The organism is Croceibacterium ferulae (assembly GCF_003660445.1).
Taxonomy (GTDB): Bacteria; Pseudomonadota; Alphaproteobacteria; order Sphingomonadales; family Sphingomonadaceae; genus Croceibacterium; species Croceibacterium ferulae.
Genome location: NZ_QZVQ01000017.1, coordinates 1 through 12,360, shown reverse-complemented (window position 1 = coordinate 12,360; position 12,360 = coordinate 1). Strand labels below are relative to the sequence as shown.

General features: G+C 57.5%; 12 protein-coding genes and 2 pseudogenes. 9 read left to right on the top strand and 5 right to left on the bottom strand.

The genetic code is table 11. The features are described 5' to 3' along the window. From D5S08_RS15270 to D5S08_RS16785, 4 genes are all read left to right on the top strand, one after another. Positions 1-493: response regulator transcription factor (locus D5S08_RS15270; RefSeq protein ID WP_145963213.1), on the top strand; the 493-nt coding region annotated here is incomplete at its 5' end. A gap of 146 nt (positions 494-639) precedes the next feature. Beyond that, positions 640-1,881: a glycosyltransferase gene (locus tag D5S08_RS15265; RefSeq protein WP_121120063.1), complete on the top strand. Its 1,242-nt coding sequence runs from the start codon at positions 640-642 to the stop codon at positions 1,879-1,881. 10 nt (positions 1,882-1,891) lie between these two features. Continuing rightward, a complete protein-coding gene (locus D5S08_RS15260) occupies positions 1,892-3,868 on the top strand; it encodes a glycosyltransferase (protein ID WP_162302011.1) in 1,977 nt (658 codons plus the stop codon). Between the two features lie 73 nt (positions 3,869-3,941). Next, the gene (locus tag D5S08_RS16785) at positions 3,942-4,238 is read left to right on the top strand and encodes a hypothetical protein (RefSeq protein ID WP_155522988.1); all 297 of its coding nucleotides are present in this window, start codon (positions 3,942-3,944) and stop codon (positions 4,236-4,238) included. 421 nt (positions 4,239-4,659) lie between these two features. Here D5S08_RS16785 and D5S08_RS15250 read toward each other — a convergent pair whose 3' ends face one another. After that, a complete protein-coding gene (locus D5S08_RS15250) occupies positions 4,660-4,932 on the bottom strand; it encodes a hypothetical protein (RefSeq protein ID WP_126665612.1) in 273 nt (90 codons plus the stop codon). On the opposite strand from D5S08_RS15250, the gene D5S08_RS15245 reads away from it, so the two are divergent. The 4 genes from D5S08_RS15245 (at position 4,907) to D5S08_RS15230 (ending at position 8,415) form a co-directional block, all read left to right on the top strand. Continuing rightward, on the top strand, positions 4,907-5,848 hold the full coding sequence (locus tag D5S08_RS15245; protein WP_121120060.1) for a hypothetical protein: 942 nt from the start codon (positions 4,907-4,909) through the stop codon (positions 5,846-5,848). The genes D5S08_RS15250 and D5S08_RS15245 overlap by 26 nt on opposite strands. A gap of 107 nt (positions 5,849-5,955) precedes the next feature. Further along, positions 5,956-6,693: a hypothetical protein gene (locus D5S08_RS15240; RefSeq protein WP_126665611.1), complete on the top strand. Its 738-nt coding sequence runs from the start codon at positions 5,956-5,958 to the stop codon at positions 6,691-6,693. Positions 6,694-6,864: 171 nt separating this feature from the next. Next, positions 6,865-7,389, top strand: a complete 525-nt coding sequence (locus tag D5S08_RS15235; protein ID WP_121120058.1) for a hypothetical protein — start codon at positions 6,865-6,867, stop codon at positions 7,387-7,389. Positions 7,390-7,482: 93 nt separating this feature from the next. Further along, positions 7,483-8,415 (top strand): restriction endonuclease, encoded by a 933-nt coding sequence (locus D5S08_RS15230; RefSeq protein ID WP_121120057.1) that lies wholly within the window; start codon positions 7,483-7,485, stop codon positions 8,413-8,415. A gap of 14 nt (positions 8,416-8,429) precedes the next feature. Here D5S08_RS15230 and D5S08_RS15225 read toward each other — a convergent pair whose 3' ends face one another. Together D5S08_RS15225 and D5S08_RS17245 are read right to left on the bottom strand one after the other, a co-directional pair. Then, entirely contained in the window at positions 8,430-9,356 is a 927-nt protein-coding gene (locus D5S08_RS15225; protein WP_121120056.1) for an HNH endonuclease, read from the bottom strand. Between the two features lie 364 nt (positions 9,357-9,720). Continuing rightward, positions 9,721-10,116: a toll/interleukin-1 receptor domain-containing protein gene (locus D5S08_RS17245; protein WP_241557462.1), complete on the bottom strand. Its 396-nt coding sequence runs from the start codon at positions 10,114-10,116 to the stop codon at positions 9,721-9,723. 395 nt (positions 10,117-10,511) lie between these two features. Here D5S08_RS17245 and D5S08_RS15215 point away from each other — a divergent pair. Next, positions 10,512-10,946, top strand: a pseudogene (locus tag D5S08_RS15215) (recombinase family protein); the annotation flags it as partial. Positions 10,947-11,176: 230 nt separating this feature from the next. Here the strand turns inward: D5S08_RS15215 and D5S08_RS15210 are convergent. Both D5S08_RS15210 and D5S08_RS17545 read right to left on the bottom strand, forming a co-directional pair. Next, the gene (locus tag D5S08_RS15210) at positions 11,177-11,878 is read right to left on the bottom strand and encodes a hypothetical protein (protein ID WP_241557461.1); all 702 of its coding nucleotides are present in this window, start codon (positions 11,876-11,878) and stop codon (positions 11,177-11,179) included. 51 nt (positions 11,879-11,929) lie between these two features. Beyond that, a pseudogene (locus D5S08_RS17545) lies at positions 11,930-12,058 on the bottom strand (hypothetical protein); the annotation flags it as partial. Positions 12,059-12,360 lie beyond the last annotated feature (302 nt).

Sequence of the window (12,360 nt, the reverse complement as noted above, 5' to 3'; positions counted from 1 at the left end):
CGCCAAGGTGCAGACGCCGGTGCTGATCCTGTCGGGCATTTCGGAACTGGACAGCAAGGTCCGCTCCTTCGGCTTCGGCGCGGACGATTACGTGACCAAGCCGTTCCATCGGGACGAGCTGATCGCCCGCATCCATGCGGTGGTCCGCCGGTCAAAGGGGCACAGCCAATCGGTCATCCGCACCGGCAAGCTGGCGGTGAACCTGGATGGCAAGACGGTGGAAGTCGATGGCGCCCGCGTGCACCTGACCGGCAAGGAATATGCCATGCTGGAGCTGCTGTCCCTGCGCAAGGGCACCACGCTGACGAAGGAGATGTTCCTCAACCACCTGTATGGCGGCATCGACGAGCCCGAGCTGAAGATCATCGACGTCTTCATCTGCAAGCTGCGCAAGAAGCTGTCGGGCGCCTGCGGGGGCGAGAACTATATCGAAACCGTGTGGGGCCGCGGCTACGTGCTGCGCGACCATCAGGAGGATGCGCTGGCGGCGTGACGGGACTTAGATCTTCCGAGCTAACGCTAACTGGCTCCGAAAATCTGACATGGAGGGTGCGAGAGCGATCAGCTAAGTACGTCTCAACCTGACTTCTCCAACAAACGCACCAACATCACTGATTATTGTAATTAAGAGAGTCGTAAATGACGTTTATGCAACGCATAGATCAAGCCGGGATTGCACCTTCCGTAACATTTAACCCGTTCTTGTCTTTAGGTCGATACATTGTCGCTACTAAGGCCGACGATCCGTTGATTAGGACAGCTCGTGCTCGTCAGATCTGGGCGGCAAACACTGCTGCTGCTACCCAAGCGCTTGGGGTCCCGACATCACTAGTTGGTGACGTTTCCAAGTCCGATTTCCCTATTGAGAGTATCGCCGGAATAAGCGCCGCGAAAAGATGTATCGCGCAGTTATACAATGTCGCGACCAACTTCGAGTTGTCTCTGGTAAACGTGAAGAAGCTTATTACTGATAATGAACAACAGATTCCTGCTGCTTGGGTAACGAGCATTTTTCCGCAGGCAGGTTTAGTTCATACGAGAGATCCAGCTATTGCAATTGCTTCAGATCGTAGAGGTATAAACTTCGTGCTTGAGCATCACGATGAAGACTATCAATGTGCTTTTAAAGGTTGGAAAGACCTGGCGGTAAATCGACCTAATTGTAGAGCCATTGTCGCGATCACGCAGGCTGTCAAAGAGACTTTGCTGAACCAAGGAGTGCCGGAGGAAAAAATTTTGGTTCTCGACAGCGGTGTTAATTCGTCTGCAGCTTCTTCAATGGTCGCAGAGGCTCGAAATTGGCGTAACTACTTCCTAGGAAATTACTTCGAGAACTTGGTCGTTTACAGTGGCGGCATGCAATTTGAACGGGGTATCCCTGATATCTTGCATGCAGCGCAGGCCATGGCTGATACAATGTTCATTTTCTGCGGTGGGCATGCGGCTGATGTTGCGCAATGGAGGCCGCTTATCGAGACATTGCGCTTAAGCAATGTTAGGCTACTCGGCTATTTGCCGCACCACACAATGTGCGAGATTCAACAGGCAGCAGATGTACTGCTTCTATCGCGATCGGCAGATGGGCGACCTGCTATCACATCGCCATTAAAATTCTTTGAGTACCTGATGGCGGGCAAGCCAATTGTCGCAGCTCGCATTCCTGTCACCGAACGATTTTCTGACCAAGAGCTATGTCTTCAGTACTATGATGCTGGAATCGTATCATCAATGATATTAGCTATAAGAAAATCTCTTTCGACCTACAAGTTTGGGCATATTGCTCTGGAAAATACGGCGCTGGCTTACTCCTACACCTGGGAACAACGGCAAACCCGTCTCATGAACTTTGTGGGATATGTTTGTCCGCGGACAACTTTCTAAGAGATCGGGCATGACCACCACCTCAATATCGACAAACGGCGACGCTCCAAGCGTTGTTAAATCTACCACCGCAGCGTTTCTAGATCCTGTATACGACGTAGTTTTTGTAGTTAACTACAACTCTCGCGGATGGATTCTAGAGAAAATTTGCAAAGTAATCAGTGAGTCCCTAAAACTACAATCAACCATTATCTATACAGAAAGAAACGACCGCATTTCGGGTTGGGTTCCACCAGCTAGGATGTACTTTTTCTCGCACTATAAACTCTTTACCGCGGTTTATGCGAAAGAAAGCTTGGTTCGCAATGCATTGAATTACGTGTGGTTTACACATCCAAACTTTATTGATGCAGGCGCAATTAAAAACTTTGTTACTGCCATGCAACATGCTGATGGAATTTTCACAGCTAACTCCAATCATCGAAGAGCGTTGGAGTTTCTTGGACTTGAGCCGCAGCGCTTACACACAATCATCGGCGGGGCTGATTCGGAGCTTTTCACTTACAAAGCTCGAAGCGGACGAGCGGTTGGGATTGTCGGGGCATACTACGAGCGCAAGTGTCCGGATTTGCTGCTTGCTGTCATCAAGGCGGCGCCAGACATGCAGTTTCTGCTTTTGGCTCCCGACCCATCTGAAATTGCCAACGCTCGCCTGTCTTGGAATAATTTTGCTAACTTCGATGCTTTGCTAAGCTGCGAAAACTTGACGTATGTCACAGCAAAATATGAAGACTTCCCGCGCTACTTCAAAGAGATTGACATCTACTTGTCTCTCTCCAACCTTGAAGGAGGTCCAATACCACTTGTAGAAGCGATGTTTTCGAACTGCGTACCTGTGGCCACCCGGACTGGGTTTGTGGAAGACCTTGTGGTCGATAAGGTGAATGGGCGCATTTTGGACTGCGAACCAAAGGTAGATGCCGTTATAGAAGCGCTACGATGGGCTGCGAGTGATGTTAGCACCGACGTTCGCTCAACGGTTCTTGATTTCTCTTGGTCTGCCTTTGGATCAAACTTTGCATCGGTTATGGACCCGACGCTGCCGTTGGATAAGCCTGTCGCCGCCGATCAGCACGGACTGCTTAGAGGCATCTTGCGGGAGGGGTGGACTTACAATCCAGTGGACGTCCGGTTTGCAAATGGAGGGGTCTCACCGCGCTTGGTTATTTCGGTCCCGGAAGGGTGCGAAAGCCTCAGGATCGACCTTGAAATAGACCCGATTGCGGGACGGAGTTCGGTTCCTCTAGAGATTACGCTAGACGGCGTTCTCATCGCTTCACTTGAGGGGATAAGTGGTTTTCAGCAAATTGTACTACCTGTTCATTTCGCCTCTGACCGCACACGGCTGACGTTGATCTTCAGTATCGATGGGCCGCCTGAAGAGGCACATGGTTGCCTTTGTCTAGTTTCGATCGAAGCTTTGTCCGCGGTTTGCACCGAGAAGCATTCCGCCCTGTTTCCCCGCTTTATGGCTGCCCCAGACGCTCTGGCGGATCTCAATCCCCTTTCTCCTACGTGTCATCTCTCCAACGGTTCTGACGGCGACGCAGGAACTGAAAGTGTTCTTCCCGCTACCGATGCGACTGCAGATGACCTCGAATACCAAAAGTTTAAGAACCGCAAACTCACTGAAAAACTGCATAGGGCCCGAAGTGAAAGGGATAAGTACCTTTCATTACGAGAGCAGGAAACCGCAGCCTTGAAGTCCCAAAAAGAAGTATTGGCTGTGCGGCTTGTCGAAGAGCGCAACAGAGTTAAATCTCTTGCAAGTCAGGTTTCAAGTTTAGAGAAGAGCTCGGAGGAGCTTGCTGAAAAAAACCTATGGCTTTCAGACTTTATGCGATGCATCCCAAGTGAGCCCAACGCGGGTCTGTTTCGGCGCGCTTTAAACAGGTTCGTATTAAGACCTATGGTGCGACGGGCTCACCGCGCGATTTTATTAAACTCGGAGGTAAATGACAGATTGGGTGAAGCAGGCAGGATGTAAGAAATTGTGGGATTGTTTGCCAATCTACTATGAGAAACGTCCATGAGGAACGCACTTATATCGAACAAACAACTTGATCGTGGTGCGCTTAATTTCACCACACGCTTCCGCTAACTTTTCGGATCACCACCGATTGCAGGCGGTCATGGATCTTGGCCAGCACCGGCTCCAGCTTGCCGACGTCGAACTACGCCGGCGCCGCCGCATCGACACCGAAGTTGCGACCGGCGACCTTGTCACCGAAGGCGAGCCGTTGGACGTAGAAGAAGCGCACGGCACGCTGCAGATCCGTCAGACAGTCGGGCCGTGGGGCGAGCAGCCGCTCGACCTCGGCCCGGCTCGTGACCCGGAAGCGCAGCATATCGATTAGGTACGAGTAGTGCTCCGCAAGCAGCGGAACAGGCCCACCACATCTCCGGAAATATCGTTGATCGCCTCGGCCTTGGGCGGCGCATGCGGCGCAGGAAAATGCCGCTCGTGCCGACGAACGGCTCGGCATAGCTGGAGCGCGGCATCGCATCGATAATGGCGCAAACCCGTTTGGCGAGGTTGCGTTTGCCGCCGATGTTGCCGGTAGCGGGTGCAGTTGGGGAAACGAGAACAAAAGGGGTAGACATGATGGTGTTCCTGCACGATTCCCCTTCCGCGCCTTTGACGCGGAAGGGTACTCATTGGGGACAGGCGCGCTGCCCATGGAGTGCGAGTGCAGGCTCGCTGGTTTCAGGGATGTGGGGACATCCGAAGCCCCCTTCCGTAGAGGGGGAATAGCTTGGCGGGAAGATGCCGCCGTGTCAGGGCAGGGCGCTGCCTTTCACCACCTTGAGGTTGCGGACCTCTAGCGTGTCACCGGCGGCCCAGGCGACGCCATCGCCCATCACGGACACGACCAGGGTGGTGCCCTGCGCTTCCTGCTCGCCGGAGCTGATGGCCATCCTCGTCCAAGTTTGGGCCTCCAGGCGCATCGGCGGGCTGCCGATGGTGCCCAGCAGACCGTTGCCGTCGCCATATTCGCCGGTGAAGCCGATCAGGCCGAAGGCCATGTCGATCGTCTTGCTCGGGCGCACCTCGATGGTCGCGGCGTGGGCCTCGGCCGGGTCGACCGCGGCATACAGGTCGATGGCCGCACCCTGGCCCTCGCCGGTGCCCGCCGCTGCTAAGAACTACAGCAACCTTCGGGTGCACCTGTGGCAACGCTCGGTGGGGAAGGAGGCTTTGAACAAGCCCGGCGCGAGCGATGCCATCGTCGAAGCGCTCGCCACGATCATTGATGAGGATGAGGGTGCTTCGGACTGGCTCGTCGTGTCCTATAAGTCCCACTCGGTCGAGGACATGCTCCGGAAGGCGCTGAAGGCCAACAATGGTGAACGGCTGAACTTCCTGACCTGGGGCATGCACCACGGCACCAACGCCTACGCACATTGCAGGCGGGTGGTCCTGATCGGGCAGCTTACCTACGGCACGTCAGGTTACCGAGCACTTGCGGCAGCTTGCGGTGTATCCGTCGAAGAAGATGTCGGGCCAGATCTGATGGCCGGAGAATACCGGCACAACCTACTGCAGGCACTGACGCGAGCCCATGTCAGGCGCAACGAAAATGGGGTGGCTGGGAACTGCCAAGCCTACGTGATCGCCTCCAAAAATGTGGGCGCGTTCGACCTGCTTTCCGAGGTCTTTCCCGGCTGCATGATTGAGCGTTGGGCCCCCGACGCTCCTGAGGTTTGCGGGAGGGCCGGTCAACTAATCGCACTGCTGGAAGATGGATTCACCAACAAAGTGAAGCGGATAGCCAAGAAGGACCTAGCGGCGGCTTTGAATATGAAAGGACCAAACCTCAGCCGCCTCTTGGGGGAGTCCGATGTCGTGATCTACCTGGCCGAACGACATCTTCGCTCGGAACACCTCGCAATTGTCTATCCTGAGCTATTCGAGCCCTATCCAGGCGGAGGGTTCACCATTGACCAACTCGACGCACCTGGCTGACTTCGAGCTGGTAGACTCCGATGTCGATCTGGGATATCATCTGTTTCATTCACCAGCTCCGGGTGCCCTGAGTGGCATCACGCGCTTCAACAGAGGAGCGCCGAGCCATGGCCGCCGCCTATCGTCGTCGTGCCGCACTGGCCAAACCTGACCGCCTCCGACGTCAAGCCGTTGATCCGCTGTTCCCGAATGGAATCGAGCGGACACCTTCGATGATGACCGTGCGACACGAAAACGAAGAACTGCAGATGCACTATCACCGGTCCAGGTGGCAGACCCCTGAACCAGACTTCCCAAGCGTTAAGCAGCGAGTGACGCAAGCGAAGCTCTATATGGGCGATGACCATGCCGGGAGCTTCGAGGTCACCGAACTACGGCCTGAACCCCTGATCGACGATCGCTCTTTTTTCGACTGGGCGGACGCGACATCGGTCATTCGGGCGGAAATGGCAGAGGTGGTCCGTTACCACTGGGAAGAGGTGTCCGAGGTATCGGACTACGGCACAATTCTGGAGCTCTCCGGTGCCTGGATGAACCCGGCGTATTCGAAAGGCGGGCGCTTTGCACTAGCAACCAAGGCCCTGATCGACTTCAGCAAGGACTGGAGCCTTCTGATCCTCAAGGCCTTCCCTCTCGAATATGAGGGAAGCGGTTCGAGCAAATACATTGAGGCCCAAACTCGGCGCCAACGAGCAATGATGCGGCACTACCATTCGGCACTTGGAGTTACTCCTTTTCCAGGAAGCGAGGGCGATGGTGAGGACGGCTGGATGTATCGCTTACGCCCTGGATTGCCGATCGCCGAACCCGTCTACAGGGCGGGAGTGGCAGAAGATGACTGGTAGAGAATCCTTGTCCGTGTCGTTTCAACCAGTTGTCCTGATGCTCGTCCCGTCGCGACACGGATCGGAAGGAGAAAGCACTCGTGACGAAATATTAGATCCATGAATAGGACCCACTACCAGGCTCCGGGTGCCCCAGCCGCATCACGCGCTTCAACAGGAGCGTGAGCTATAATGACATCGCGCATCTACTTCGACCCCAACCCGCTGCCGGTCCACTTCCAGTCGGTGATCGTGAAACGGTCGGCGGTGGCCCGGAGCTATCCCGACGGAGTTCAGGCCTTCATTGAGCGGTACCGACCAAACTGTCCGGAAGGCCAGCTCTTCTCGCTAACCTGCATGTCTTGGGAGGACGTCGAGTATATCCTGGCAGGCTGGAACGGCTTGGGGATCATAGCCGGGGAGGATGTCGCCGTCTGTGACATGCACCTTGGACCTCTCCTGCACTGCAACGGGATAAGGTTGGAGTTCGACGGCGCCGAAGAGTTCTTCGGGACCTGGTTCACCTTCTACGACCCCGCTTACGTGGCCCCTCAGGTGCCTAAAAAACAGTTCGGGCCGCCCGAGCCCCCAGTTGTTGCCGAGGAGCCCACAGCACCTTTTGTCCCGCCTGAAGTGCCCGAAGGAACCCCGTGGCGACGCGTGACCTTTGGAAGCGGCGCGATCCATTGGATCGGTGGCGATGAGGACTATGAGTAGGCGGACAGGGGCTCGAGGCGGTGATTGAGGACGTGAGGCGCAAGCTGGTGGCGTAGGTGGACACGAGTTTCCGCCGAGAGGACAGGAACAACCATGGCGATACCGACCTACGAAGATTTGATGCTGCCCCTCCTGCAGGAATACGCTGCGGCTGCGAGGCCGATGTCGATCAAAGACCTCCTCCCGGTCATGGCAAATAAGCTGGGCCTCAGCGACCAGGACCTGGCAGAACGTCTGCCGAGCGGGCGCCAAAGCCTGTTCCACAACCGGCTGCATTGGGCCAAAACCTACATGGCACGTGCCGGCTTGCTTAGCAGCCCAGCCAGAGGCCAGGCGCAGATCACTCAGGTGGGCACTGGTCTACTTGCTGAGAACCCCGCTCGTATCGACGGCGGCACCCTTTCCCGTAACCCTGAGTTCGTCGCCTGGAAGACCTCGAGCGCCTCGGGTCGTTCTCCCGCACCGGAGGCGGAGCAGCTGGGACCTGTCCGCGAGGCATCCGAGTGGACCCCAGAGGAGCGCATCGAGGCCGCTCGAGCTGATCTGGAGAAGGGCCTCAGGGCCGAACTGCTCGAGCGGGTCAGGTCCATGACACCCGCTGAGTTCGAGGAGTTGATCGTGCAACTCCTTTTGCGCATGGGTTACGGTACCGGCGCCGCTGAAATGGCTCGGGCGTTAGGAGGTTCTGGGGATCGGGGGATCGACGGAGTGGTTCACCAGGACCCTCTGGGTCTCGACCGTGTCTACATCCAGGCGAAGCGTTACGCCGACGGGAACACAGTTGGCTCCCGGGAAATCCGTGACTTCAATGGGGCGCTTGACCTGGTGAGAGCACCAAAAGGGCTGTTTGTCACCGCCTCAACGTTCACGAAGGACGCTGTCCACCAGGCGCAGAACGCCACCCGCCAAATCGTCCTCATCGATGGCAATGAGTTCGCCGCACTGATGCTAAAATACAAGGTGGGCACGAGGGTCCTCGGGATCGTGGAGATCCAAGCGTTGGATGAAGGCTTCTTCAGCGCTTGATGTGTTGCCTTGGGTTACTCGCTGCCGAGGTCCCGTCGCTGCTTGAGGCTCGTTTTCCACGGTGTCGGATCACCGGCCGGCAGCTTGACCACGCTGCCATCTAGGTCGCCGTAGATGCCAGTCTTCAGCGAAGGCGCGAGCTGGACTTTCAGCGTGTCTGCGCAAACAGAGAGGAGCCCGCGATCAAACAAGGTGTGAATGTCAGCCCGAAGTAGTAGGGTGTTGGTGAGAACATTGGTGGCAACTCCCAGGTATGGCACGATGTGCGCAGCTTCCAGAACTTCGGGGACGTCGTAACCGGTTATCACGCAGCGGCCCTGGAAGGCTTGCAGTGCAGCCTTCCGAAAAGCTCCAGTTCCTTGGCGGGCCACAATGGCGATGTTGATGCGGCGCCGGGCGTCCGTAGTGTCGATGGGCTCCGTGGCCAGAATTGCAGCCAGCTTGTCGATTGCTGAGGCATCTTCTGGTCCACCGAGTTCACCGGAAGGGCTAAAACCATTCAGACGAAAGTAGCCGCCGGCCCAAGCGGAAACCTGCGCCAGGCCCATAACCCGGTACCGCGGATTTGGCTTGCTTTTTACCTGGATGAGAACGCCTACTGGGATGCCGTCGAGCATGTTCCGGACCAGGGCACGGTTGGTGTAGTCGTCATCCCTGTTACTGGGATCGTTGCCCTCCTGATAGTAGTCGAACCTCCAGCTCCCATCGCTCTGAACTTCAACCTCGCGGTCCTCGTAGGGCCCACTTAGGCTTTGCCGCACGCTTAAGGCGTGATCCCAACCTTTTGGCTTGTGGATGCCCTTTGCCTTGTTCACCAGGTAGAGCCCTGAGGGAAGAGGGGCGGGCCACGGCACATCGCTTCCAGTGTGATCGACGAACCATCTCAGGCCCTCCAGGTGGTCGTCGTTTGTCAACGCCATCTGTCCGTCGAGTGTCGACATAACTCCTCCCTGTAATTCATGGCGTCGATGAGCTTTGCCAATCAACCACTCGTCTTCACAATCCCGGAGCGCCTAGCGCCTCACGCAGGACATATTCAGTTTGCTGAAGAGCGACATTGTCCATTGCGTAACCGGAGGCACCTTGGGAGCGTGTGGCTTCATTCAGAAGGACTGGAGGTCTGTGCGACACGGGGCCGGAGCTCAGTCTCCGCTGGCGCGGCGCGGTGAGAAGCCAATAGACATCGTCGGCGACCTTGGGTGCGGGCAGCGGATTTTGGGCAACATTCGGCGGGAGACACGGGCCGAGGCCGTTGCCTCTTGAGCAGTCAGCTCCGGCGATCGGCTCAGCAATTCGGCGATAGAGCTAAGGAGCTACTAGTTCGGCGAGCTTGGCCGCGACGGCGGCCATCGGCTCTTCTTCGGTGCTCAGGCCGCTCCTTGAGCCGAGCAACGGGCTGACGTCGCGAAGAGCGTTATAGGTGGTGCCGTGCACGATAGGGACCAGGAGGTCACGCGCGAGGAGCGCCGAAAGCTCTTTGTCGGCTATCCCCTCTGCTGCGACTCTGCTTAGGAACGCCGGCGTAACCAGCACGATGCCAACCCGTGACCGTGCCAATCCCTTATCGATTTCACGAAGCAATGACGTGCCGAGCAGGACGTCCTTCTCGCTAAACCAGACAGAGACATCGTGGCTTTCGAGTAGGTCGTGCAAATCCCTAGCGGCACCTTTGCGATCGTCCCAAGCATGGCAGAGGAACACGTCGCGCAATTCAGGCTGCGACGCTCGCCTTTCGACGTTCTCGCGAACGGGTGTAAGCGCCCGCACCTCGGCAGGCGTGTATACCACGGACGAACCACCTCGCGACCAGCGCGGCCTGGAATTGCTGCTGGTTCCACCACCACTGGCTTGGCCGCCACCGAGGCTTCTGGACGAGCTACTACCGAGGGACGAGTAAGTCGTGTTATGGTACGATCCGAACCCGCTATAACCGCTGGAACGACCGTACCGGCTGCGGCATGCCGGGCAGTTGGCTGCCGCGCTTGCTGATCGGTGACCCCGCGATGGTGCTGTGCAATTAGCCATGCAACCAAAAGTAGCATCGGCCGGAGCAGCTCTCAAGCGCACGCCTTAGGCAGTCCACAACTGGCGGCTTTGCGGCCATGCTCTCCTCCGTCCGCAGCGGCGACACGGCGCATGTTTACGCAGTCGACCGGTCGGGCCGTGACGCGCTGGACGTGCAATCGACCGTCCGCCGGCTGATCGCCGCGAGCGTCACCGTCGACTTTCATGCCATCGGGGCTATTGGCCGGGGCGTTGGAGAGCTGATCCTTGCCGTGCTGGCGCAGGCGGCGGAGATGGAGCGGCGCAGGATCGCAGAGCGAACGGCGGCTGGCCGGCAGGCGGCCCGCGCAGCCCTACAGGCCACCGGCAGGACCCATCGGGGCAAGGAGAGCCTTGGCAGGCCCTATGCGGCCGATGCGGCGGCGGTGAAGGCGTGTCGGCAGGCGAACGAGGCTAGCATCTCCGACACAGCCCGTCACTTCAGCCCCTCCCCGGCGACCGTGAAGCGGTATTGCGCGGGTGCGTAGGTTTGAGCGTGGGGGTCCGAGGCCCTGCTTTTTTCATCCTGTGCCCATCCGCTCTACCTCATAGCTCTAACCTATGAGGTCCTGAGAGCCACCTAGAGGTTCCGGTGGGAGGCCCCTGTTCAACGGTGGCGTTATGGCACCGTACCGGACCGCTGAGTGCCTGACGGAACGCTGGCGGACTGAGGGTCACCGCAGGGGGCGTCGGCACTGTCAGCTCAACTGATGCAGCGTTACAGCGCAGCGTCCTTGCCCGACGCTCTGCCACTTCTTTCGCTGCCTCGTTGCGCTTGTGATGCCTCGGAGTGTCGTTCAGCCTCTCGCCACGCCCAATCTTCCTTTGCGCGGCCAACGATCACCAAGGCAGTTGGCGAACCGAACTGAGACAGCAGGCCGATAGACACCATCAAGAGGAAATCCGCGCGGCTACCGTAGCTTGGATGCCCGAGCCGCAGTCGAATGCTATGAAGCAAGCCGGGGTCCTGAAGCTGTTCTACATCGCCGCCAACATAGGTGTGTATGCAACCGCGCTCGCCCCTGATGATCGCGGGGAGGAATGGTTCAAAATTATCTAACCCAAACTCCGCCGCCGCGTAGGCATGTCCGATCTTCGCCAGTGTCAACGCGAGACACTCAACATTGAAGGTCTGATCGAAGGTAAGTTGATTCTGCGTCGCCTTCTCCCAAGGTACTGGGCGGGCGGGCATGATCTCTTTAGCCTCCAGCGTCGCGCCAGTCCAATCTTCCGGCTCGACAGGTGGGTCACGTAACATGCCTGGCGGCAAAAAGTGGACCATCGGAAGGACCACGATACTTTCTTCAGGATCAAGCCACACGTGCTCGCCAGTGGCTGGATCAGTCGCTTTGATTCTGACCGGCCGAGCGGCGCGCCTTCTAGTCGGGAAGTTAGCTCTGATCCTAAAGTTACCGAACATTGTGCGAGCTAAGCGACCTTCGAAAATGGCGGTCAAAGTTGCGCATTCGCGGCAACTAGCTTGAGGCAGCTTCACCACGCCGCCAAGGCTGTACGGTACGATATGTTCAAGTGTGAGGTGGCTTGTCCCGCCGCAGTAGATGCATCGACCGACCGGAGGGTAACTAAGGCGATGCTGCATCACCCTTACTTACCAGTGCGTGTGCGGAGCCTCAACGGGGGTTGGCTGGTGTCAATGCCGTCAGCAGCTGCTCTTCAGTTGAGCGATCGCACGGCGGCGTCGACGGCCCGGCGAACGGCGGCTTCAGCGTCACCCAAAGCAATGGGCGGTTCAGGAGCGCGGTGTGTGCCAGTGTCCGCGTGTCGCACAGAGTTTGCCATCTGCTTGATGAGCTTTAACTTTCGCCCGTCCACAGTTTCGCTTCTAGGGTCCAAACCCAATCAGCAGCTTGATTTCGGCGAGCTGTGCTGATTCAGGAAGTC

Coding starts and splice junctions, on each gene's coding strand:
- D5S08_RS15230 (WP_121120057.1), top strand. CDS start 7,483: ATGGCGATACCGACCTACGAAGATTTGATGCTGCCCCTCCTGCAGGAA.
- D5S08_RS15260 (WP_162302011.1), top strand. CDS start 1,892: ATGACCACCACCTCAATATCGACAAACGGCGACGCTCCAAGCGTTGTT.
- D5S08_RS15265 (WP_121120063.1), top strand. CDS start 640: ATGACGTTTATGCAACGCATAGATCAAGCCGGGATTGCACCTTCCGTA.
- D5S08_RS15235 (WP_121120058.1), top strand. CDS start 6,865: ATGACATCGCGCATCTACTTCGACCCCAACCCGCTGCCGGTCCACTTC.
- D5S08_RS15240 (WP_126665611.1), top strand. CDS start 5,956: ATGGCCGCCGCCTATCGTCGTCGTGCCGCACTGGCCAAACCTGACCGC.
- D5S08_RS15210 (WP_241557461.1), bottom strand. CDS start 11,878: ATGTTCGGTAACTTTAGGATCAGAGCTAACTTCCCGACTAGAAGGCGC.
- D5S08_RS15225 (WP_121120056.1), bottom strand. CDS start 9,356: ATGTCGACACTCGACGGACAGATGGCGTTGACAAACGACGACCACCTG.
- D5S08_RS15245 (WP_121120060.1), top strand. CDS start 4,907: ATGTCGATCGTCTTGCTCGGGCGCACCTCGATGGTCGCGGCGTGGGCC.